The sequence below is a fragment of the Mesoplasma florum L1 genome, assembly GCF_000008305.1.
GTDB lineage: Bacteria > Bacillota_I > Bacilli_A > Mycoplasmatales > Mycoplasmataceae > Mesoplasma > Mesoplasma florum.
The window spans coordinates 586,491-611,017 of sequence record NC_006055.1 but is presented as its reverse complement, the minus strand read 5'-3'; the positions used below and the strand labels follow the sequence as shown (position 1 = coordinate 611,017).

Here is a 24,527-nt window from a genome sequence, read left to right as displayed (position 1 = left end):
GGATAATATGAAAAATTTTAAAAAACTTATTTTAAATATGGCTGTATGTATCAATGTCATGATTTTTGGTATATTAGCTTTAGTAGCTTTTTATAGCATTGGTTTTAGAGACGGTGTTAATTTATCAGGTGTTACAGAATATACACAAAATAATAAACAATACTTTGCGTTAGCTTTAACTGGAATAATTTTGGTTTGAGCATCAATGATATTACCTATTCTAAAATTATTTTTTAGAAAACCATTTCAAACAATGATTATTAGCATTACAACATTAATTGTATTAACAATTGCTACAGCGATGATGATGGCTGCTGATATTACTTTTGTTATCAATCAAGATTCTGATACATGAAAAGTGTTTGGAGTTATGTTGTTATTACTTGTTGGTTACAGCATTACAATACAGCCACAAATCAAAATAATATTCTTTAAAAATGAAACTAAAAAATCAAATGATCTAATCGAAGAAGCTTAAGAGCTTCTTTTTTTTTATATCAAAAGTTATAATCATAGGTATTTTCATTAATATTTAATTTAATAAAATTAAAATAGCAAAAATAATGTTTAAAACAATATTTTGCATTAAAAGAGAAAAATAAATATTAAGTTAAATCAATTTTTATTCTATTTGAATATTTGATTAAAAATATAGAATTTACTTTTTCAAAAAAAGTATAATTAATTTTATTAAATGAGGAAAAATAAATGAATAAAAAATGAGAGATAGTATTTGATTATTTGATGCATCTAATTAGAGAGAATAAGGTTCAGCCAGGTGAAATATTACCTAGTCAAAATATGCTTAAAACAAAATTTAAGTATAGTGAACAACCAATAAGAATAGCATTCAATAAACTAATAGAATTACAAATTGTTAAGCCAGTTAATGGTAAAGGATATGTAGTTCAAGAAAAAATAAAAAATAACTTATTATTTAGTTTTAGAGAATTATTCCCTAATTCAATAAATAAATATTACGAACTTAAAGAAATTAAAGTAGATGAATCACTATCAAAAAAAACAAATTTTTATATAGGAACTGACGTTTACTTTTTTAAATGTGTAAGAAAAGACAAAGATACAAATGAGGTTATTTTATATCAAGAGAGTTTTGTACCTAAATCAATTTATAAAAATTTGACATTAAATTATTTAAATGAAAATGGTTTAATGAAATTTGTTGAGTCTGAAACACCTTCTAAAGTTAGTCACTCTTCAAAAAAAATATATTTTGAAGATACAAGAGATAACGAACTACTTCGCATTTTTAATGATGATAGTTTGAATGGTTTTATTGTTGATGAGGGGAATGTTTATGGAATTTTTGGAGAACTACTTGAATATAGATTAAGTAGGTATAAGCCTAAATTTTTCAAATGAGATTTTATAGAGTGAAGAAAATAAAAATATAAAAGAGGAAAAAATGAAAAAGAAAGATTATGCGTTTGAAGCCAAGCGTTTTATCAAAGCAGTTGGAGGTAAGTCAAACATTGAGTCTTACCTTCACTGTGTTACAAGATTAAGATTAAATCTTATTGATAAAACAAAAGTTAATGAAGCTGAAATAAAAGCCTCTCCATTAACAAAAGGAATAAACTATTCACAAAATCAACTACAAATTATTTTAGGTAGTGGTGTTGTTGAAGCTGTTTATGAAGAAGTTCAAAAAGAAATGGAAGTAAGTAATTTATCACTAGATGAAAAATTGAGCAATGATAAATTAGAAGACTTTAAATTACAAGCTAAAGCCAATAAAGAAGCTTTAAGAAATAAATCAGGATTTTTTGGACAAATCCAAAAAGGTATGAGAGTTTTAGGAGACATATTTGTTCCTATCATTCCTGCTATTGTAGCGGCTGGATTAGCAATGGGTGTGGCTGCATTATTAAAAAGAATTTTAAACCCATCAGGAGCTGAACTTAATTCATTATTATGAATTATTGTTGATATTATTACTAAAACAGCATTTGACTCATTAGCAGTTTTAGTTTGTTGATCAACTGTTAAAAGATTTGGTGGAAATCCTGTATTAGGTATTATTATTGGATTAATGTTAGTTAGTCCGTTATTGCCAAACAAAGGATCAATTGCAGCATACAATGCACAATTAGATTTCTTTAATGATCAATCAAGTAAAGGTTTAAATATAAATCAAATATATGATTATTGAAATAATGCAGGTTTAAAATGAATGGGAACTGCTCCAATAATTGATGATGAGTCAAAAGAAATTTTAGTTAATGCAACAATGGGTGCGCCAATAACAGCTATAAAATTTTGAATAATACCTATTACAGGTTACCAAGGTTCAGTTTTACCAGCTTTAATAATAGGTATTGTAGTAGCATATTTAGAAAAATGAATTAAATCATGAATGCCTAAATCAGTAAATATGATTTTTACTCCATTCTTAACCATTTCATTTGCTTTATTAATTGCGTTATTTTTCTTTGGACCAATTTTATTAATGGTTGAACAAGGAATATTAATTGCAACAAAAGCAATATTAGGAATTAAATACGGATTTGGAACAGCTATTATTGCAGGTCTTTTACAAGGTATTGTTATTACTGGTTGTCACCAAGTATTACAAGGACTTGAAATGCAACTTGTTATTGATGGAAGTTTACCAGGAGCTAACGGGGCAGACCCTGCGGGTTCAATATTTAATGCAATATGAACAGCATCAATTATTTCACAGGGTGGAGCTGCAATGGCGATAGCTATAAAAGCTAAAGACAAATCAGATAAAGAATTAGGTTTTTCTGCAGCACTTTCAACATTCTTTGGAATTACAGAACCTGCTATATTTGGTACAAACTTGCCTAAAGTAAAACCATTTATATATGCATCTATTGGTGCATTCTTTGGTGGTCTATTTGCAGGAGCATTGAATGTTACATGTCCAGGAATGGGAGTAACTGTAGTACCTGGATTATTACTTTATACAGGAGATTGAGTTAAATTATTGGGAATTATAGGTGTTAACATTATAGCCTTTAGTTCAGCATTCTTATTAACATTCTTCTTATTTAAAGAAGGAGTAGAAGCTAAAAAAACCAAATTAGGTTTAAAATTTGATGAGTTAAAAGCAAAAGTAAAATTTGACAAAATCAAATTTAGAAAAAACAAAGCGGAGTAATGACATGCAAAAAGAAAAATATAGCTTAATAAGCAATAATGATCTTGAAGATATTCAAAAATGACATGATAAAAAACAAAGCGATTGATACAATAATCAGTTTCATTTAGCTGGATATTCAGGTTCTACTAATGACCCTAATGGATTAACATACCATAAAGGAAAATATTATATCTTTATGCAAAGCTGCCCATTTAGTATTCAACATTTTAATAAATCATGAGCATTATATACAACAACTGATTTTATTAATTACAACTATGAAGGTTTAACTTTAATACCTTCAACAAAATATGATATTAATGGAGTTTTTTCAGGAAGCGCTAGAATAAATGAAAATGATGAAATTGAAATATACTATACAGGTAATATAAAGTTTAATGATGTTGATAGAACAGCATATACATTAAAAGCATTTATAGATTTAAAAGAAAAATTAGTAACAAAAGAATTACTTTTTGAAGCAGATTTAACTAAATATACAGGTCACTATAGAGATCCAATTGTTTTTGAAAAAAATAATCAATTGTATATGCTTAACGGAGCTCAAACAAAAGATTTAAAAGCAATGCTAAATGTTTATAGATTTAATGGATCAAATTGAGAAAATTTCAAAGATATTAAATTTGATGAAGCTGATGAACAAAATGCTTACATGCTAGAATGTCCTAATTATTTTAAATTGGATGGAAGAGAATATGTTTTCGCATGTTTAGAACAAGATGCACCATTAAAAGATGGAAGTCACTATGTTAAATATAGAGAAGTTGAAATTGATAATGATATAAATTTCACTTATAAAACTAGTTTATTAAAAATTGATTTAGGTTTTGACTTTTATGCCCCACAAGTATTTAGTAATACTGGAGAAAGAGTAATTATGTTAGGATGATTAGGTAACTCAAAATCCAATCCATTCCCACCAGAGCTTACAACATGAAGTAATCAACTAACAGTTCCAAGAGATTTATTTGTTAAAAATAATAAATTATATCAACTACCAATAAAAGAATTGGATGAACTAAGAGTAAATGAAATTAAAGGTTTTGAAAATGTTTATGCATATGAAAATGGTTTAACTGAAATAAGTGCAACCGATATTAATAATGAATTTGAAATATTAATAAAAAATGAAAAAAACGAAAATATAAAAATATCTAATATTAACAATAAATTTATAATAGATAGATCTGAAACAACTTTCAAAGATGATGAAAATTTACCTCCTTTAATTAACTTAGATGATTTAAATGTTCAAAGTATCAGAATTTTAGTAGATAGAAGTGTTATGGAAATCTTTATTAATGAAGGTGAACATGCTGTTTCAGTAAGATTCTATATAAATGAACATAACAAAATTCTAACAAATTTAAAAAATGTAAAAATTAATCAATTAAAAGGGTATTCATATAATTGAAATAATATAATATTCAAGAATGAGATAAAAGGACAATAATATGAAAAATATAGTTTCAATTGGAGAAGTGTTAATGGATGTTTATTCAGAAAATAACACAATTAAAAGTGAAGTTGGTGGAGCATCATTTAATGTTGCTTGTTCAATAGGTGCTTTAAAACAAAATAACAGTTATTTTATGGGTAGTCTTGGTAATGATGAGTTTGTATCACCAATAAAAGATTTCGTTAAAAAATTTAATGTTAAAGAAGATTTTATTCAAGAGAGTGATAAGCCAACAACTATTGCTAAAGTTACACTAGATGAAAATAAAGAAAGATTTTTTCAATTCATAAGAAATAGTGATGCTGAGTATAGTCTTTCAAAAGAATCAAATGAAAAACTTTCAAAAATAGATTTTATACATTTTGGAAGTGCAACAGGTTTTTTAGAAGGTAATTTAAAAGAATCATACAATGAGCTATTTGAATTCGCTATTAAAAATAATATAAAATTTTCTTTTGACCCAAACTTTAGAGATAAACTTTGAGTTACGGATCAAGAAATTAAAAATTTTAAAAATCATTGCCAAAAATTTATGGATAAAGCAAGTTTAATAAAATTTTCAGAAGATGAATTATTATTGTTAACAGAAATTGGAAACCAAGAAGAAGCAGTTAGAACAATAATGCAAAGAAACCCAAATGCATTAGTTTGTATAACACGTGGGTGTGAAGATACTATTTTTGGATGAAAAAATCAAATAAACTATGTTCCAACAATATTAGCTGAACATTTAGTTGATACTACTGGAGCTGGCGATGCTTTCATTTCAAATTTAATAAGTGAATATGTTTCTATCGATGTTGACGCAAATTTTTCAACAGAAGAAATAACTAAAATTATTAAAAAATCAAATATGTTTGCCAACCAAACTGTTCAATATTTAGGAGCATTAAGTTTCCTAGAACATTTGAATTAAAAAAACTAAGATTTATTCTTAGTTTTCTTTTTTATTAATGCTGCATAAAGTATAATTTATTTAAATACAAAGAGGTAACTTAAATGATAAAAATGATAGCAATCGATATCGATGGAACGGTCTTAGATCATAAAACTGGAATTCACCAAACAACAAAAGATGCAATCTTAAAAGCAAAAGAACTAAACATACCAGTAATAATAGCAACAGGTAGAAATTTAACAACAATACATCACATTGCAAAAGAATTACAAATTGAAAATTCTTCATACCCATTTGTTTCACAAAACGGTGGTCAATCTTTCAGTTTTAATCATAAAAATAAAGGCGAATTAAAAATTTATTACACAGTATCTTTTGACACAAAATTAACAAAAGAATTATTTGATTGTGCTAATGAAAATAAAATTAGAATTTTTGCATATTCTGAAAATGAAAAATATGCTTACTGCAATAAAAAAATAAGTGCATTTAGAACTTTTATGAAGTTTAAAACAAAAAGACAAAAATTAATTAGTTATAATAAAAAAACAGATTTTAGCAAATTGAAAGTAAGTAAATTTATATGTTTTGGGAAAGCCAAACATATGGATAAATTCAGAGAATTAGCTGAAAAGAATAATATTTCTATTTTTGCATTTAGTTATGTTTCAGACGCACATGCTAATATCGAATTAAATCCAATTGGAGTTGATAAAGCATACGGTTTAAAATATGTTACAGAGCAATTAAACATCGATGCTAAAGATGTTATTTACTTTGGAGACGGAGAGAATGACATAGCAGCAATTAAATGAGCAGGTAAAGGGATTGCTATGAAAAATGCAAAAGATATCGTTAAGGAAGCTGCTGATGATGTTACAGATTTAACTGCCGGAGAAGGTGGAGTAGGAGATTATTTATTTAAAAATATTTTTAAATAATCTATTATTTTTAATGAAGCTTTTTTAGCTTCATTTTTTAATACTTTAAATCCAAACATTTTTACCATTTTTTAAATAATTAATATAAAATTTATTTAGTTGTTTTAAAAGGAGGTAAGCTATGAATTTATTACAATTTAGAGAAATTTCAAATTCACAACAATATCTAATTCTTGAATGATTAGATGTTGCATTTAGCCATACCCAAATTTTTGAAACTATTTTAGAAACTGAAAGTCTCTCCCTTAAGTAGGAAGTCTTATTAATAACGACTTCTATTTTGTCATATAATGACATGTTTTTTTGAGTTTAAACTCAACAATCATATATGAAGAAAAAAGAGGAGACCAAAATGGAAAATAACATCTTAGAGTTACGTAATGTGACTAAAGACTATGATGGTAAAGTTGTTTTAAAAGGTATAGATTTAAATATCAAAGAAGGAGAATTTATTACTCTTTTAGGACCTTCAGGTTGTGGTAAAACAACAACTTTAAGAATCGTAGCTGGTTTTGAAAAACCAAATAGTGGACAAATTATGTTTGAAGGCAAAGACTTATTGCCAATTCCAATTAACAAAAGACAATTTAATACAATTTTTCAATCTTATGCACTATTTCCACATTTAAATGTGTTTGATAACATTGCGTTTGGTTTGAGAACTAAAAAAACTAAAAAAGATATTTTACAACGTGAAGTTTTAAAACAAATAAGACAAGTTGGATTAGAAGGTTTTGAAGATAGAAATATCAATGATCTTTCTGGTGGACAAAAACAACGTGTAGCAATTGCAAGAGCTTTAGTTATGAAACCAAAAGTTTTATTATTAGATGAACCATTAGCAGCACTTGATGTTCAGTTAAGACAACATATGCGTGAAGAATTAAAAAGATTACAAAGAGAAATAGGTATTACATTTTTAATGGTATCTCATGATCAAGAAGAAGCTTTAAGCATTAGTGATCGTGTTGTTGTTATGAACGAAGGTTCAATACAACAGATTGGTACACCTGAAGACATTTATAATGAACCAGAAAATCTATGAGTAGCAAAATTCATCGGACAATCAAACATTATTGAAGATGGAATCTTTATTGAAGATAATAAAGTTCAAATAGATGGAAAAACATTTGTTTGTGATGATACTAACTTTGGTGAAAATGAAAAGTCAATTGACATAGTAATTAGACCAGAAGATATTGAAATTAAAAAAACAAATGCAGGTTTTTTTAATGGAACAGTTATGCACACAACTTTTAAAGGAGTGCACTGAGAATTATTGGTTGAAACAACTAAAAAAAGAATTTGAAAAATACACACAACTCAAGCATTTAAAGTAGATGACAAAGTATCTATTAAATGAAATGATGAAGCTATTCATGTAATGTGAAAAGAAGTAGAATAGTTTAATGAGTAAAAAAGAAAAACAAATTTCAAATACTTTTGATCAAGAACAATTAGACACAGCAATTGATAATCAAATTGCTCGTGAAAATAAAGTAAAAGTTCGTCAAAAGATTAAAGAAATTAATAAAGTTTTAGGTAAAACTAAATTATTTAACTTTACCAAAGGTAAGGTTTGACCAATATTATTACCATTTTTTATAGTAATGACTCTATTGGTTATTATTCCTATCATTTCAATTGTTGTGTATTCTATAGTTCAACCAAGTGGTGACTTAAAAATGTTTGAGATAAGTTTAGAAAAATTTATCAGATTATTTAAAAATGGAAATATTATGATGTCAATGGGATTAACAATCGCTTATGCATTTATTGCTTCAGTTATGTGTATTCTTTTAGGATACCCTATTGCATTAATTATGTCTGAAATGAAATCAAAAATATTGGCTAAAAATATGTGATTATTAGTTACAATGCCAATGTGAATTTCAATGTTATTAAAAGTTCTAGGGTTAAGAAGTTTATTTTTAATCATGGCACCAAGTGCTTTAGGAACACAAATAGCAATTATTATTGGGATGACATATATGTTTATTCCTTTTGCAATAACTCCAATTTATGATTCTTTAGATTCAAGAAGAAGAGATATTGAAGAAGCAGCTATGGACTTAGGGTGTTCAAAATATAAAACATTTTGAGGTGTTACTTTAAGATCATCAATGCCTGGAGTTATTACAGCTATTACTTTAGTATTATTACAAGCTGCAACATCACTTATTGTTGTGCAATACATGGGTAATGGAAAAATCAATTTAATTACATCAATTATTGAGTCATATTTCTTTAAAGGAAGTGACTTTGGATTTGGAGCTGCGATAAGTGTAGTATTGGCAGCAATGGTATTCTTATTAATGATGGTCTCTAAATTCTTTACAAATAAATTTGAGAAGAAAGGAGCAAAAGCATGAAAAGATTCGTCAGATCAACTTACTTTGCTTTAATCCTTTTAGTAATATATGTCCCTATTGGAATCATGGTATTATTTTCTTTCAATAGTGGTTCATCAGTTTCAAACTGAATGGGTTTTAGTACAAGATGATACGAAGAGTTTTTTAAAAACTCACCTTTTATTAAATCAATTATTACTTCACTTTTTGTTGCTGTAGTTTCAACAATGATTAGTGTTGTAATCGGAGTTATGGCTGCTATTGGACTTAGCAGATTAACAAAAAGAAAACAAAGCAAATGAATGTCAATTGCAAACATTCCATTAATTAATGCTGATATTATTACAGCTGTTGCTTTAATGGTAGTATTTTTGATATGTGGATTAAAATTTGGTATTTTAACTTTAATTATGGCCCACGTTTCATTCAACGTTCCGTATGTTTTAATTACAGTTATGCCAAGACTTAGAAAAGTAGATAAATCAATAGTTGAAGCTAGTTATGATTTAGGTGCTAAAACAAGTACTGTTATATTTAAAATTATTTTACCTATTTTAAAACCAGCAATTATTATTGCAACTATCATAGCATTTGCAATGAGTTTTGATGACTTCATCATTTCATACTTTACAGGTGGAGCTCAAACAAACGTTGCGTCATTTATTTATTCAGCAAAAAGAATTAAACCTTATATTTTTGCATTTGGAACAATGATGGTAGGAATCATTGCAGCAGGTGTAATTATTTGAAACGCTTTCTTATTTGCTCAAGATAAAAAAGAAACAACAAAATTACAAATTAAAAATGGTACATATAAAACTAAAGAAATATATAAATTAGAAAAAGAAATTCAAATGTTAACAGATTCATTGAATACTGGTACAAAAAGAAAGATTTCTTTCAACTTATCAATATGATTTAAGTTTTACGTATTGAAATTTAAACTTAAAATTGCTAATTCAAAAAACTATGATAAAAAAATAGCAAAATTAGAATGAAAAAGATATAAATTGCAAAATACAATTAACCGTGAAAAAAGATATGGTGCTAGATTGAAAAAAGCAATTGCAAAACAAAAACAACTTGAAAAACAATTATCTAAAACAACAGATATTAAGAAAGCAGCTAAGATTTCTATTCAGTTAGAAAAAATAGAAGAAAAAGTAACATTCCTTTCTGAAGAAGTTGCATGATTAAATGAAAAAGAAAAAGAAGCTAAAGAAAAAGCCGCTTCAATTAACAAAAAAATTAAACAACTTAAAAAAGAATTTAAAGCAGAAATTGATCCTTCAAAAAGTACTATTAATTGATATAACAAAAAAATTAAATACTATGAAGAATGAAAAATTGAAGTTGAAGAAGGAAAAAATAACTTTAAACTTAGAATGATTGTTGAAAAATTGAAAGACATTAAACAAATTAACGAAAACAAAATTAATGATTTAGCAAGTAGATTAGATTTAGTTGCAACACAAGCTTTTAGAAAAATAAGTGTAACAAGCAAAATAAATAACAAAATTTCAAAAAATCCAAATGATAAAGAATTAATTAATTTAAAAAATGAAGCTTTTGTAAAATTTGAAACAAAACAAAATAATTTAATAAAAGCAAAAGATGAAAAAGTAACACATATTAAGTTAGCTATAGCAAAACAAAAAGAAAAATATTTCCCAACAAATATTGATGAAGCAAACTTTACAAAAGGTTTCTTTGCTAGAAGTTGAAAAGTACTTTTAGTGTCACTTTTATTCTTAGTATCATTTACAGGATTAACTGTGGCATTTGTTATGAATAATATTTATGATTTAGTTATTGGTAACTGGGGAGAATATATTGATCCATCTTTAATTAAAGAATTTGAAAAAGAATACAATGTTAAAGTTAACTATCAAGAATATGATTCAAATGAAACACTTTATAATAAACTTTACACATTCAACTATGACTTAATGGTACCTAGTGATTACATGGTACAAAAATTAGCTGAAGAAGGTAAGTTAGAACCATTAGATTATTCAAGAATTAATGCATGATCAGAAGGATTTGATGGTTTAGAAAAAGGAATTAATCCAGATAAAAAACCTTCAGAAGAATTTATAGCAAAAACTCAATCAGAAGAAGAAGCTGAAACATTACAAATAAGTGATGAGCTTTTAGATATTATGTATAAATCTAAAGTTAATTATTCAGAGTCAGAAGAGTATGAAGAAACTCAATTAGGTACAGGGTCAATTATTGATTATGCTATACCTTATTTATGAGGAGATTTAGTTATTGCTGTTAACCCAAATTCAATGGGAACAAGCAGAACAAGTTCAAATCCAGATGCAGCTAATATAAAATGATTATTAGAAACTCATCCAGAAACATTATTAAGAAAATTAAAATCTGGTGAAGAAGCAAAATGAGAATCAATTGGTAATAACACAGACTATGATAAAGATTATGACTATGCAATGAATAACTCTGAACTTTCATGAAGAATTTTATGAGATGCAGCAGCGGCTGGTAAAGAAGTTGTTTTAAATGAAGATCCTAAAAACGTTTATGCAATGGCAGGACAAATATTGTATGGTACTGGTAATTTAACTAAACAAAGTCAAATTGATGCAGCTACAAGAGAGTTAGCAACATTATTAAGCTATAAAAAAGTTGGATTACAAGGTGATTCATTAATTCAAAGTGCAGCTGAAGGAAGATTTGACTTTGCTGTTATGTATAACGGAGACTTATCATATGCTAATGTTGTTTATAATGGTGAGGATACTTTAGAAACAGATGAAGATGATGATACATATTCAGTTCAGCCTAAAGCTGATGAAGATGAAAATAAAGTTTACTTCTTATATGGTAGACCTAATGCAGAAGTTGAAGGAGTAAATGGTGAAAAACCAACTGAAGAAGATGCACCAACTCATCAAACAACAAACATATATTCAGATAATATGGTTATGTCTAAATATTCTACACATAAAGATATCGCTTATGACTTTATTAACTTCTTTATAGCACATGCTGAAGATATATCAGATTCAACAGGTACACCAACTGGTTTTGTTGAAACATTGGCTTCAGCAACAGCAGCACCAGTAGATGGTGAAGAAGAAGGAACATACTACAGATATGCAGATATGTTTAAACCTATTATTTTACAAGAAGGATCAGGTTACAAAGACACATGATTGCAACCATTCTTTAATAATGAATTAGATCCAAAATTAATTGATGCATATAATACATTACGTGCAGGTAAAAATTAATATTTAAATTAGTATATAATCTTTTTAAAAGGTTATATACTTTTTATTTGAAAGGAAGCAATATGTTTTTTACTTTAAAAAAAGAAAAGCTTACAGCTTGATATAAAAACTATACATTGAAAGACTGAAGATTTTGATATAAAACTTTATTCGTAGTATTAATGACTTTTATTGTACTATTCAGTTACATTCAATTATTTGTTAATATGTCATCTGTAGTTAAACAAATAAATGATTTAAACCTAAGCTCAGATATAGCTAGTGATAAATTAAAAGAAGTTTTAGATAATTTAAATTTATCTAAATCTATTCAAGAAAGATTAATTTTTTATAAAACATCAGATGGATTACTTCATGCAGGTTATCAGCCATTTGAACAATTTATTCAAATGTCTTCATTCTTTACATTAATAAGTAATTTATTAATATTAATTTGAATGTATGTTGCGTTATTTAAACCTTTAAATGAAGGTAAAAAAGGCATTTTAAATAAAAGAACTTCAATTATATTTGCTGCTTATATAACAGTGACTTTCTTACTTTATAACTTAATTTTAAGAATAACAGTTTCAGAGATTGCTAATAATTTCATGAGTCATTTTGTAAATGAAATGTTCCATACGGTTGCACCAATATTCTTTATTGGTTATGTACTTTTTGGTGTTAAGTGAGAAAAGGGAACAGCATTTAATTTTAAAGAATTAAGCACAACTTGAGTTTTTGGTATTTTAGGGCTTTGTTCATACGGAGCATATGCAATAATTAGAGGTTTATTAAAAGTTGCTGGTGGTACTCCAGGATCAAGCCAACAAGCTTTCCCTTATCCATTCTTACAAGTAACAGAACTTAATGTAAAAATGGGGGCTATTGAGTTACCAGGAATAGTTTTATTTTTAATTTTTATGATAGTAATAGCAAGTATTTGTATTGGATTTACTTCTTTATATAATTTCATAATTATTAAAAATGCAAACAAAGGAGCAAAAAAAGGAGTAAACAATGAAAAATAATTATTTTACTTTAAAAAAACAAAGTGTTAATAAATGATTCTCAAATAACTATTCAGTTAGTGATTGAAAATTTTGATTTAAATTATCTTTTGTTATTATTTTATTTGCTGTATTACTTATGAGTTATTTAAAACCTATTATTGATTCAAGTATTTATGTAAAACAAATAAATGATATTTTAAATAATCCCGAAACAAATATCAAAACAGTTGAAGAGTTGATAACATTTGCTGAAGGAAAAAACTATGATTGATTAATTATTACAAAAGTTAATGGTGAAAATGTATTTAATATAATTTCAACAATTAACTTTACAGTAATAGGTGAAGCTAAAACTTTACATGCAAATTATCAACCTTTTGAAGAAATATGATTTAGAACTTCATTCTTTACTTTATTAAGTAATATACTAGTTTTAGTTTGAATGACAACTTCATTTATCAAACCAAAAAGTGAAGGTGAAAAAGGATTAATTAGTACTAATGGTGCAATATTAACAGCTACGTTTATTACTATAACATTCTTAATTTATCAGTTAAGTTTAAGACCTACTGTAATTGCAACCAGCTTAGGAAATGGTGAATCATTATTACAAGCAATATTCCCAAGTGTAACATCAGTAATAGAAAATGAAGTATTCCATACATTTGGGCCAATTGCATTTGTGTTATATGTTATTTTAGGTATGAACCATGATTCAAAAGAAAATATATCAACTAAGTTTTTACACAAAAATTGAATGCAAGGTATTATCACTTTAATAAGTTATGGTGTATATGCAATTCTTAGAGGATTATTAAAAGAATCAGGTGGAACTGCTCCAACATCAATGTATGCTTATCCTTATTTCTTTTTACAAATAACAACTCCTGCTAAAGACGGTTTATTGGGTATACCTGGTGTTGCTTGATTCTTTATGTTCGTAGTTATTATTGCAGGTATCTACATAGGCTTTTCAACTTTATATAGATATTTAATAATTAAAAGAATAGATAAAATGAATAAATAAACTAATCAGACAGTAAAGTCTGATTTTTTTAAAATTATGTAAATGACAACTATTAATTTACATAATAAGATTTTTTTTATATACTTATATAGTAATTAATTTGGCGGCATAGCCAAGTGGCTAAGGCATGGGTCTGCAACACCCTGATCATCGGTTCGAATCCGATTGCCGCCTCCAATAAAATACCAACCATTCAGGGATCTGAATGGTTTTTTTTACAAAATTTAAATTTGTAAAAAATCTATTGTTTTTTTAGTAAAACTTATTTATAATAAAAAAGTCCCTTAAATTTTAAGGTGTACCAATAATAACAAATGCGCCCGTAGATCAATTGGATAGATCGTTTGACTACGGATCAAAAGGTTGGGGGTTCGAGTCCCTCCGGGCGCACCAATTAAATTATTAATGTTATTATTGAAAAAGTAATAACATTGTCGTATCGGGAAGTGGCTCAGCTTGGTAGAGCATTCGGTTTGGGACCGAAGGGTCGCAGGTTCGAATCCTGTCTTCCCGACCATTATATTTTTTGTGGGCCCTTAGCTCAGCTGGGAGAGCACCTGCCTTGCACGCAGGGGGTCGTCGGTTCGATCCCGATAGGGTCCACCATTTTTTTACGGCGGGGTAGCTCAGTTGGTTAGAGCGTTCGGTTCATACCCGAAAGGTCGCGAGTTCAAATCTCGCCCCCGCTACCATAATTAAAGGACCTTTAGCTCAGTTGGTTAGAGCATCCGGCTCATAACCGGACGGTCATTGGTTCAAGTCCAATAAGGTCCACCAATAGTTAATAAAATATGGTTGCAACTTGAATATTACACGGAAGATTACCCAAGTCCGGCTGAAGGGATCGGTCTTGAAAACCGAGAGTCGGGGAAACCCGAGCGGGGGTTCGAATCCCTCATCTTCCGCCATTTTTTTTATCGCGGGGTAGAGCAGTTGGTAGCTCGTCGGGCTCATAACCCGAAGGTCGTAGGTTCAAGTCCTGCCCCCGCAACCATTTTAATGGCCCCATAGCGAAGTTGGTTATCGCGCCTCCCTGTCACGGAGGAGATCACGGGTTCGAGTCCCGTTGGGGTCGCCATCGGTTGTGTAGCTCAGTTGGTAGAGCAGCAGATTGAAGCTCTGCGTGTCGGCGGTTCAATTCCGTCCACAACCACCACTATAAAAATTTAAGCACTTATGTGCTTTTTTTATTTTTTTAAAAGAGTAAAATTAGTTATAAATAAAATAGGAGGTTAACAAAATGCATGCACCAAAATTTAAAAAAATGATTTATTTTTCAATTTATGCAATAGTTTGTGCACACTTTTTGTTTGCCTTTTTGTTTTCTTTTGAAATTATGAAAACAGATAACTATCAAGCAACTAACGTGACTATTGAAAGAGTTAATAATCTTTTTTCAATTATTTTAATAATATTATTGACTTCAGAAACTATAAGATTCATTTCAAGAGATGACGAAGATTTAATTAAGAATAAAAATATTAATGTTTTAACTAAGAAAGAAAATATAAAGTCAATATTTAAACTTTTAGGTTTAATAATACCATTTTTAGCAATCAAGCTTGTGCGATTTATATTTTTTAATAGGTTTAAAGAGACTTTGCCTTTATCAATTCAAATAGTTACCATTGTTTTCTTAGTGATGAGTATTATTATAATAAGTCTTATTTTATATATTGTAATAAAATATATTTTTAAAAAGAACTGATTAATTGAAAATGAAGGTGAAGTTGATCTTTCTTTATGAATTCAAAAATATGAACCAACAAACAATGAAAATGATGAATGTGATCAAAATAATGAAATTGTTTTTATTAATTTAATAAAACATTTTTTAGCATATACGATTAAAAAAAATGAACTAACTTTTAAATATTTAAAAACTAAGATTAATAAAACTGAAAAAATGAGGATTATGCCACCTTTAAACTAACTAATTTTTATTTATTAAATAAAGAAAAGAGGTTAGGGAAATGAAAAAAACAGTTACTTTACTAGCTGCAGTTAGTATCGTTGGAGGAGCAAGTGCAACAGCTGTGTCTTGTTCTTTTAAGGGTGATAAAAATAAAGGCGGAACAACTGATCAAAAAACCACTGATAAGGAAAGCAGTCAGGTTTTATTAAAGATGGAAGTTCAAAACTATTTAAATGAAAAAGGAGCATTTGATAGTAAAGAAAGTGCGATAAAAGATATTCAATCAAAATCAGATTGAAAAACTGAAGGAATAGATTCTTTAACAGGAAGTGTTTATGGAACTGATTCAGTTTCTTCTATCCATATTAAAGGAAAATTAAAAAAAGGTTATATATGACCAAAAACATCAGCAGGAGAGTTTGATGTAATAATTAAAATAAATAATGAAAAAAACGTAAGTGAAGTTGCTAAAGAGTTAAGTATGACTTTTTACAATAATGAAGATGAGGCAAAAGAAAACATTAGAACTAAATTTAAATCGATTACTGGTGTTGATCAAGTTAGTGTTGTTAAAATATTAACGGTAAGAAGTCAATTAAAATTTGAAATTAGTTTAAATTATAGAAATAATGTTGAAGGCCCAGAAAAAATAGAAGTTTTGATAAATTTAAAAAATAATTTAACCACTGATATTTATGCTGCTAACCAGTCAATCAGTAAGGATAATAAAAAATATGAGTCGAAAATTGCTGCTGCAAAATTTATTAAATCAACTTTTGAAAGTATAGAAGGTGTTGAAAAAACAAGTTTAGTTTGAGATCAGTGAGCGCCTTATAACTATACTATTTCAATTAAATATGATGAAAAAAGCAAAGGTCCTGAAAATGCTGAGGGAGTTATACAACTTAAAACCAATTTGACTGAAGCTATTAAAACAGCTAAGAATATTTTTGAGTCAAAAGAATATAAAAGTTCAGTTTCAGCAAAAAATGCAGTTGAATCTAACTTAAAAATTGAAGGGATTTTAAATGCAGAGTTTTCTTGAGAAGATGAAGTAGCATTAAAATATAATATTAAATTAAGTTATTCAAATGATTTTTTTGGTCCATCTTCAATAAGTGGTACACTATTAAAATATGAATCTGCAAGTTTTGATAAGATCGAAAATCAAACAATCGATATGAGAAAAACTAACAAAATATTAATTGATGTAAAAGGGAAAAATTTAACTAATAAGAAAATATCTGTTAGTTCAGATGATTCATCAATACAAGCAACTTATGCTGACGGAAAAATTACATTAGTTGCTAATGACAATAAAAATATTCGAGCAGTGATTAAAGTTTGAGATGAGGAAGAAAAAGAAGACGCAATAGAATTTACAACCATAATATTAGCAAAACCTGAAATAGTTTCTAAACTAGAACCAGAATATGGATGATATTTAAATCATGAAACATCTTTAGATATTATGATGAAAGATTTCGATAAAGCTAAGGGAGACAATCTCGAATTTATTTCACAACTTCAAGAAATTGAAAATTCTTTTCCAGTTTCAACATATGCAGAAATAAAACTAGTTCAAGATTCTGAAAATCAGCAAAAATTTACATTGTATTATAAATTTATTAAATCTTTACCAGAAAATGGCAAAGTAAAAATAGCTTTAAAATTGAATGGTGAAATGGGACCTATATTTACATTAGTTTCAAAACAAGAAACTGATATTTCAGAAAATATTGACAAGGAATTGAATAATATTAAAAATAATTATAATTGAAAACAAGGACAAGAAAACAATCTTCAAAAACAAGTAGAATCTGATTTAAAATCAATAAGTGGTATTTCTGATGTTTACTTTGAATGAATTGACAAAGGAGAACTATCATATAAAGTAACAATTAATTACAAATTAGGTAACACAGGAGAAAAAGTTTTTTCAAATAATGGTACATGATATATGCCTGCTGAGTTTGAAGAAAAAGATTCTTTAACTTTTGATATGAGAAACCCAACTTTAAATACATATGAAGTTTATGGTAAAAATTTATCAGGTAAAACTTTTAAAATAGAATCTGATAATCCAGAAGTTATTGCTGAAACTGATGGAAAAGTTAATGTTAAAAACAACAGACAATTTTTAACTATTAAAGTTTCATCAACTGCAAAAGATGACGTGACAAGTCTTATAAATTTATATCAAGAAGATGATCCTAATCAAAAAATTGAAATAACAGCCAATGTATGAGCTTTACCATATGTTACAACTATTGGAGAAAATTGAACATTGAATAATAGCAATAGATTAGAAATAAAAGAGAACGAAGAAAAAAACCTTCTGTTTACAGTAAACAATTTTAAATCTAAAATTGATGATGTTTATTTAACTCAAGATCCTGCATCAAATCTTTATGAAATTGAGACACCAAAACTTTTAGATGAAAAAACAGGTAAGTTTCAAATAACTGTTAAAGGTAAAAAAGCGAATGCTGGTTGATTTCCAGTTTATGAAAAATTTTCAATTTGAATTAACGGAAAAAACGAATTAATGACAACCACTCAAGTTAAAAAATAAAAATATTTTTTGATAACAACTTAAATGTTGTTATCTTTTTTATTTCATTGATTTTCTTATTGTTATATAATTAAAAATGTACAAAAAAACAAGAGGAGAAATATCATGAGACAAAAAGTAATTTTCGGAAATTGAAAAATGAACGGAACTAATGCTGAACTTGTTACTTTCTTAAAAAAAGTTGACAAGGCTGCTAAAAAATCAGATGTAGTTGCAGGATTAGGATTACCATTTACATTATTATCAAAAGGAATTGAAAAAGCAAAAAATGTTAAAGTTGCTGCACAAAATGTTCACTTTGCTGAAAAAGGAGCATTTACTGGAGAAGTTTCAATTTCAATGTTACAAGAAGTAGGAGTACAATACGTTATTATTGGTCACTCAGAAAGAAGAGAAATGTTTGCTGAAACTGATGAAACAGTAAACAAAAAAGCTACTGCATTATTAGCTGCAGGAATCACACCAATTATTTGTTGTGGTGAAACTTTAGAAACTAAAGAAGCTAAAAAAACTGTTACATTTGTAAACGCACAAATTAAAAAAGCATATAAAGGAATTAGTGCAGAGGATGCATTAAAAACAATTATTGCTTATGAACCAATCTGAGCTATTGGAACAGGTAAAACTGCAACAAGTGAAGATGCTGAAAAAGTGTGTGAAGCTATTCGTAAAAATTTAACAAAAATTTATGACGAAAAAACTGCACAACAAATTACTATTCAATATGGTGGAAGTGTTAACCCATCAAACATTGCTGAATTAATGTCACAACCAAACATTGATGGAGCACTTGTTGGTGGAGCTTCATTAAAAGCTGATGATTTTATTGCATTAATCAATTACAAAAAATAATTAATGAATGAAATTAAGCTTTTAGTTTTAGATATGGATGGTACTTCTTATCACAAGATGGGAAATATTATCGAATCTAATATTAAGCCATTACAAGATGCTATTAAAACTGGTACTAAAGTAGCTTTTGTTACTGGAAGACCAGTTTTAGCAAAACCAAATAATTTAAAAGCTCATAATTTGGCCGAAGAGAATGCAATTTTAATTGGATGTAACTCTGGATGTATTTATGATTTAAATACTGAAAAGGTTTTAAAAAGTAGTCCAATTAAATCTGACCAAGCTAAACAATTATTTGAAGAAGTTAAAAATACAGATACAATTCTATGAGGATATGTTGATGATTTAAATACAGTTATTCTTTCAAGAAAAGTTAATGATGTTTATAATGAAGAATGTCATTGAGAAGGAAGATTTTTTGATGGAGAATATCTAATCTATGAAGATGTTAAAGATAATTTTAATTTTGACTTTTTCAAAATTTTAGGATTCAACGGTAATTATGATCTTTATGAAAAATTTGAAAAAGAGTTCAATTTAAATATTGCAACTAATGATGGAAAAATTGCTGAAATCAATGCGCCAGGAATTAATAAAAAATTTGCGATTGATTGATTGTCAGAATACTTTAATATTCCATTAGAAAACATTGCTGCAATGGGTGATGGTATGAATGATTTACCAATGATTGAACATGCTGGAATTGGAGTAGCTTTAAAAAATTCAGAACCAAGAATTAAAGAAGTTGCTCAAGTCTATATAGATAAAGAAAATACAGAAGGTGCTGTTGCAGAATTTGTTAACAAGTACATTTTAAATAAATAACAAGGAGAAATAAAAATGAATGTTAAAAAACCTGTTATCTTAGCCATTTTAGATGGTTGAGGAATTGAAGAAGCTGGTGTTGGTAATGCAGTTGCTAATGCTGATCAAAAATTTGTAAAAGAAATGATGGGTATGTATCCATGAGTTAAAGCACATGCTTCAGGTGAATGAGTAGGTTTACCAGAAGGACAAATGGGTAACTCAGAAGTAGGGCATATTCATTTAGGTGCTGGAAGAATTAACATGGAATCTTTAGCAAAACTAAATCATGAAGTTAAAGTTGATGGATTTTTAACAAACGAAGTATTAGTGGATACATTTAAATATGTTAAAGAACACAATAGTGCATTGCACTTAATGGGATTATTCTCAGATGGTGGAGTTCACTCTCATATGAATCATATGATTTCAATGTATAAAGCAGCAGTTAAATTTGGTTTAACAAATATTAAATTTGATTTAATTACTGATGGTAGAGATACAGCACCAAAAGTTGCAGAACAATATATTAATCAATTATTACAAGTTATTAAAGATAACAACAACATTGGTGAAATAGCTTCAATTAGTGGAAGATATTTTGCAATGGATCGTGATAAAAGATTTGAAAGAAGTGCAGCAGCATATATAACAATGACTGAAAGAAAAGTTGATCAACCTAAATTTACAGACCCAATTGAATATGTTAAAGCAGCATATGAAAATGGATTAGATGATGAAATGATTGTTCCTGCTTATAATGCAAGTGTTGTTGATTCAGAATTAAAAGCAAATGATGCTATGATCTTTACTAACTTCCGTCCTGATCGTGCTATTCAAATGGCATCAATCATGACAAATAATAATTATCCAGCATGAAATGATGAAGCATTCAAAGATGTTGAATTTATTGGAGACAAAATTAGATTTGTTTCGACAATGAAATATGCAGATAGTGTAACTTCACAATTTATAGCATATCCACCAACTCCATTAACTAATACTTTAGGAGAATACATTTCAAGTTTAGGATTAAAACAATTAAGAATTGCTGAAACTGAAAAAATTGCTCACGTTACTTTCTTCTTTGACGGAGGAAACGATTACTTTAAAAATGGTTTAGCAAAACCTGAAGAAATTTCTTTACCTCATGCAAGTATTGATTTAATTTCATCACCAAAAGTTGCAACTTATGATTTAAAACCAGAAATGTCAGCTGTTGAAATTACAGATAAATTATTAGAAGAAGTTAAAAAAGATGAATTTGATTTAATCGTATTAAACTTCGCTAACTGTGACATGGTTGGTCATACAGGTAATAATGATGCAACTGTTAAAGGTGTAAAAGTTTTAGATGAACAATTAAAACGTATTCACGATGAATTTGTTTTAAAACACAATGGTGTAATGGTTATTACAGCTGATCATGGTAATGCAGAAATCATGATCGATGAAACTGGAGGACCTAACAAAAAACACACAACTAGTTTAGTTCCAATAATTGTTACTGATAAAACAATTGAGTTAAGTGATTTTGATCCAGCTATAGCTAAAGTTGCACCAACAATTTTAGATATTATGGGATTAGAAATTCCTAAAGAAATGACTCAACCTTCAATGATTATCAAAAAATAATTTATAAAATTTAGAGTGCCATTAAGCACTCTTTTTGTTTGTTAAAAGTAATATAATTAATTTATAGAAAACAAATAAAAGGGATTATATGAAAAAAACAAAAATGACTTATCATGATATTGCTAAAAAAGCTGGTGTTGGAATAGGAACTGTTTCTAGATATTTTAATGATTACAATATTTCTGAAGAAGCTAAATCAAAAATCAATAAAGTTTTAAACGAAACTGACTATGTCCCTAATTTTGCAGCATCTAATATTAAAAAGCCTAGTAAAGATGTTTATTTAATATTGCCTTACAATAACGATGAGACAGCTAATATGGAAATTGTTAATGGTGTCAAGAGTTCATTAACAGCTGATAATATTAATTTCTTTATTTTTCTTTCATCATCTGAAAGTGAAATTTATCAAAAAGATTTAAAATATTTAACAATGAGAAACCCGTTTGGAATTGTTTTATTATTACCCAAACATACTTCTAAAGATTTAATACTACAAATTCAAGATATAAAATCAACTAACTTAATTGTTTATAACAGAAATATTGAAGGAGTTAAATCTGTTAACATTGATGATAAAGAAATGTTTAAAGAACTAGCTTTAAAAATTGAAACTGACTATAAAAATGAAAAAGTTGCATTTATTGGTCTAAACAAAGAAGACATTACAACAGGAAAATATAGATCTGAATCTTTTACAGAAAATATTAAAAACAATAAAGTTCAAAATTACTTATTAAAACAAAATTCTTTTGAAGATGTTGAAGAAATTATTCACAAAATAATAAAAGACTATAATCCTAAAATTATAGTAAGCGCAACACATACTATATCAATGTATGTGTATGGTCATTTAATGGAAAATAAAATAAGAAACAATTTTATTACAACTGATATTGGAAGAATGGGAAAAAGTCAATATTTAACTAATTCAGACATAAATATCTTTATTGATTACTTTTTAATAGGATATCAAATTGGGAATAAATTATTAAATAAAGAAAAGAAAATGGAAAATTTCTTCAAAATTATTTAATAGTTTATTTTTTTATATATAATAATAGTGTTGGAAATGTTTCCAATAGAAAGGCAAAGATTATGGGTAAAAAAGAAAAATTACCACAAGTAAAGATTGATTTAAAAGCTTGATCAAAAGAACTTGTTGAATATCTTGGTGGTTCTGAAAATATTATTTCAGCAACTCACTGTTTGACAAGACTAAGACTTGTTATTAAAGATGAAAATCTAATTAATAAAGCAAAAGTTGAAACAATGCCAAGTGTTAAAGGTACTTTTAAATCTTCTGGTCAATATCAAATTATCATTGGAACAGAAGTTGAAAAATACTTTAAAGAGTTTGTAGCTGTTTCAGGGGTTGAAGCTGTTTCTAAGGAAAAAGCTAAAGCCATCGCAAACCAAAATAATGGTGGGTGATTCTTAAAATCACTTAACTTTTTAGGAGAAGTATTTATTCCAATTATTCCTGTTTTAGTAGCAGGTGGGATAATCCTAGGATTTAGAAATATTTTAGAAGCAGATTTTAATGGCTTTATAATTGTTAAATCTGGTCAATTCTGACAAGGACTTGATGACTTCTTATGAATTCCAGCTCAAGTTTGTTTCTGATGACTTCCAGTTCATTTATGCTGAAGTATTTTTAGAAAAATGGAAGCTGACCAAGTTATGGGAATTGTTGTTGGACTATGTTTATTAGTTCCACCTTTAATGAACGTTTATGAAGTTTCTGGTGAAGCTTCACAAGATGGTGGATTTAAATGAATCTGACAAATTATGGCAGGTATGGATGATGGAGCCTTTGACTGAGGTTTCATGAAATATCCTTGAAAAATTCAATATACAGCGCAAGTTATTCCTGCGTTTGCTATTGGTATTGTTGGTGCTTATATCAATAAATGAATTAAAAGAACATCACCAGCAGTTGTAAGTCAAATTGTTGTTCCGTTAGTAACAATTTTACCAACATTTACATTAGCTATGTTTGTAATTGGTCCTGCAGGATTTATAGTTGCATCAGTTATCAGTTTTGCTATTTCATGAGCATTTACAAATAACATTGCAAAATACTTCTTCGGATTTATAATTGGTATGGCGTATGCACCAATTGTATTAACAGGAGTTCACCACTTATTTAATGCAGTGTTTGTACAAGACACAATACAAAATGGAGGAAACTTCTTATTTATTGGAACATGTGCTCAAGCTATTGCTCAAGGAAGTGCTGTTCTTGGTTGAATATTAGTTAACAAAAAAGATCCAAGAGCAAAAGATGTAGGTATTCCATCAGTTGTTTCAGCTTATCTAGGAGTTACTGAACCAGCAATGTATGGTGTTAACTTAAAACATATGTATCCATTTGTAGCAGCTTCAATTGCAACAGGTTTAGGATTAGAATTAGCAGTTATTTCAGGTGTTAGTGCAACTAACTCAGGAAATGGTGCGTGATTAGGAATTTTAAATGTTCAAGTTGAATCAAAAATTGAAGGTGTTAATACTTGAATTGGAACTGGTTATACATGATTTATGATATCAATGATATTAACAGCAGCAGTTTCAATAGGATTAACAATGGTATTCTCAAAAGTTAAATATTTCGAAAAATTCAATATCGAAGTAAAAGCAGCAGAATTACTAAAATAATATTAAAATAAT

General features: G+C 27.8%; 19 protein-coding genes and 10 tRNA genes. All 29 read left to right on the top strand.

Annotation, left to right across the window (positions count from 1 at the left end; genetic code table 4):
• Nucleotides 1–7: 7 nt before the first annotated feature.
• The 29 genes from MFL_RS02790 (at nucleotide 8) to MFL_RS02655 (ending at nucleotide 24,515) form a co-directional block, all read left to right on the top strand.
• Entirely contained in the window at nucleotides 8–478 is a 471-nt protein-coding gene (locus MFL_RS02790) for a hypothetical protein (RefSeq protein WP_011183416.1), read from the top strand.
• Nucleotides 479–708: 230 nt separating this feature from the next.
• Entirely contained in the window at nucleotides 709–1,407 is a 699-nt protein-coding gene (locus MFL_RS02785) for a GntR family transcriptional regulator (RefSeq protein WP_011183415.1), read from the top strand.
• A gap of 19 nt (nucleotides 1,408–1,426) precedes the next feature.
• Nucleotides 1,427–3,145 carry a PTS transporter subunit EIIC gene (locus MFL_RS02780; protein WP_011183414.1) on the top strand — a complete coding sequence of 573 codons (1,719 nt, stop codon included), beginning with the start codon at nucleotides 1,427–1,429 and terminating at the stop codon, nucleotides 3,143–3,145.
• 4 nt (nucleotides 3,146–3,149) lie between these two features.
• Nucleotides 3,150–4,601: a glycoside hydrolase family 32 protein gene (locus MFL_RS02775; protein ID WP_011183413.1), complete on the top strand. Its 1,452-nt coding sequence runs from the start codon at nucleotides 3,150–3,152 to the stop codon at nucleotides 4,599–4,601.
• A 1-nt stretch (nucleotide 4,602) separates the two neighbouring features.
• Nucleotides 4,603–5,523: a carbohydrate kinase family protein gene (locus tag MFL_RS02770; protein ID WP_011183412.1), complete on the top strand. Its 921-nt coding sequence runs from the start codon at nucleotides 4,603–4,605 to the stop codon at nucleotides 5,521–5,523.
• 83 nt (nucleotides 5,524–5,606) lie between these two features.
• A complete protein-coding gene (locus tag MFL_RS02765) occupies nucleotides 5,607–6,446 on the top strand; it encodes a Cof-type HAD-IIB family hydrolase (protein WP_011183411.1) in 840 nt (279 codons plus the stop codon).
• 121 nt (nucleotides 6,447–6,567) lie between these two features.
• Nucleotides 6,568–6,699: a hypothetical protein gene (locus MFL_RS03720; protein ID WP_267892863.1), complete on the top strand. Its 132-nt coding sequence runs from the start codon at nucleotides 6,568–6,570 to the stop codon at nucleotides 6,697–6,699.
• A 99-nt stretch (nucleotides 6,700–6,798) separates the two neighbouring features.
• Nucleotides 6,799–7,851 carry a spermidine/putrescine ABC transporter ATP-binding protein gene (gene potA, locus MFL_RS02760; RefSeq protein WP_011183409.1) on the top strand — a complete coding sequence of 351 codons (1,053 nt, stop codon included), beginning with the start codon at nucleotides 6,799–6,801 and terminating at the stop codon, nucleotides 7,849–7,851.
• Nucleotides 7,852–7,855: 4 nt separating this feature from the next.
• Nucleotides 7,856–8,851 carry a spermidine/putrescine ABC transporter permease gene (gene potB, locus MFL_RS02755; protein WP_011183408.1) on the top strand — a complete coding sequence of 332 codons (996 nt, stop codon included), beginning with the start codon at nucleotides 7,856–7,858 and terminating at the stop codon, nucleotides 8,849–8,851.
• Complete coding sequence (gene potCD, locus MFL_RS02750; protein ID WP_011183407.1) at nucleotides 8,815–12,057, top strand: spermidine/putrescine ABC transporter permease/substrate-binding protein; 3,243 nt, start codon at nucleotides 8,815–8,817, stop codon at nucleotides 12,055–12,057. The genes potB and potCD overlap by 37 nt, the downstream gene beginning before the upstream one ends.
• A 62-nt stretch (nucleotides 12,058–12,119) precedes the next feature.
• Nucleotides 12,120–13,067, top strand: a complete 948-nt coding sequence (locus MFL_RS02745) for a Pr6Pr family membrane protein (RefSeq protein WP_011183406.1) — start codon at nucleotides 12,120–12,122, stop codon at nucleotides 13,065–13,067.
• Nucleotides 13,057–14,076, top strand: coding sequence for a hypothetical protein (locus MFL_RS02740; protein WP_011183405.1), 1,020 nt, complete (start codon nucleotides 13,057–13,059; stop codon nucleotides 14,074–14,076). The genes MFL_RS02745 and MFL_RS02740 overlap by 11 nt, the downstream gene beginning before the upstream one ends.
• A gap of 102 nt (nucleotides 14,077–14,178) precedes the next feature.
• Nucleotides 14,179–14,253 (top strand) — tRNA-Cys (locus tag MFL_RS02735).
• A 139-nt stretch (nucleotides 14,254–14,392) separates the two neighbouring features.
• Nucleotides 14,393–14,469: transfer RNA gene (locus MFL_RS02730), tRNA-Arg, on the top strand.
• Between the two features lie 47 nt (nucleotides 14,470–14,516).
• Nucleotides 14,517–14,593 (top strand) — tRNA-Pro (locus tag MFL_RS02725).
• A 13-nt stretch (nucleotides 14,594–14,606) separates the two neighbouring features.
• A tRNA-Ala gene (locus MFL_RS02720) sits at nucleotides 14,607–14,682 on the top strand.
• Nucleotides 14,683–14,691: 9 nt separating this feature from the next.
• Nucleotides 14,692–14,768 (top strand) — tRNA-Met (locus MFL_RS02715).
• Between the two features lie 8 nt (nucleotides 14,769–14,776).
• Nucleotides 14,777–14,853: transfer RNA gene (locus MFL_RS02710), tRNA-Ile, on the top strand.
• A gap of 38 nt (nucleotides 14,854–14,891) precedes the next feature.
• Nucleotides 14,892–14,984: transfer RNA gene (locus tag MFL_RS02705), tRNA-Ser, on the top strand.
• A gap of 10 nt (nucleotides 14,985–14,994) precedes the next feature.
• A tRNA-Met gene (locus tag MFL_RS02700) sits at nucleotides 14,995–15,070 on the top strand.
• A gap of 7 nt (nucleotides 15,071–15,077) precedes the next feature.
• A tRNA-Asp gene (locus MFL_RS02695) sits at nucleotides 15,078–15,154 on the top strand.
• 2 nt (nucleotides 15,155–15,156) lie between these two features.
• A tRNA-Phe gene (locus MFL_RS02690) sits at nucleotides 15,157–15,232 on the top strand.
• Between the two features lie 84 nt (nucleotides 15,233–15,316).
• Nucleotides 15,317–16,009 (top strand): hypothetical protein, encoded by a 693-nt coding sequence (locus tag MFL_RS02685; RefSeq protein ID WP_011183404.1) that lies wholly within the window; start codon nucleotides 15,317–15,319, stop codon nucleotides 16,007–16,009.
• Nucleotides 16,010–16,049: 40 nt separating this feature from the next.
• The gene (locus MFL_RS02680) at nucleotides 16,050–18,566 is read left to right on the top strand and encodes a hypothetical protein (protein WP_011183403.1); all 2,517 of its coding nucleotides are present in this window, start codon (nucleotides 16,050–16,052) and stop codon (nucleotides 18,564–18,566) included.
• A 105-nt stretch (nucleotides 18,567–18,671) separates the two neighbouring features.
• Nucleotides 18,672–19,418: a triose-phosphate isomerase gene (gene tpiA, locus MFL_RS02675; RefSeq protein WP_164919794.1), complete on the top strand. Its 747-nt coding sequence runs from the start codon at nucleotides 18,672–18,674 to the stop codon at nucleotides 19,416–19,418.
• Between the two features lie 3 nt (nucleotides 19,419–19,421).
• Nucleotides 19,422–20,243 (top strand): Cof-type HAD-IIB family hydrolase, encoded by an 822-nt coding sequence (locus MFL_RS02670; RefSeq protein WP_011183401.1) that lies wholly within the window; start codon nucleotides 19,422–19,424, stop codon nucleotides 20,241–20,243.
• A 15-nt stretch (nucleotides 20,244–20,258) separates the two neighbouring features.
• Entirely contained in the window at nucleotides 20,259–21,857 is a 1,599-nt protein-coding gene (gpmI, locus tag MFL_RS02665; RefSeq protein WP_011183400.1) for a 2,3-bisphosphoglycerate-independent phosphoglycerate mutase, read from the top strand.
• A gap of 88 nt (nucleotides 21,858–21,945) precedes the next feature.
• Nucleotides 21,946–22,893, top strand: coding sequence for a LacI family DNA-binding transcriptional regulator (locus MFL_RS02660; RefSeq protein WP_011183399.1), 948 nt, complete (start codon nucleotides 21,946–21,948; stop codon nucleotides 22,891–22,893).
• A gap of 62 nt (nucleotides 22,894–22,955) precedes the next feature.
• Nucleotides 22,956–24,515 (top strand): PTS transporter subunit EIIC, encoded by a 1,560-nt coding sequence (locus tag MFL_RS02655; RefSeq protein ID WP_011183398.1) that lies wholly within the window; start codon nucleotides 22,956–22,958, stop codon nucleotides 24,513–24,515.
• The last annotated feature ends 12 nt before the right edge of the window (nucleotides 24,516–24,527 follow it).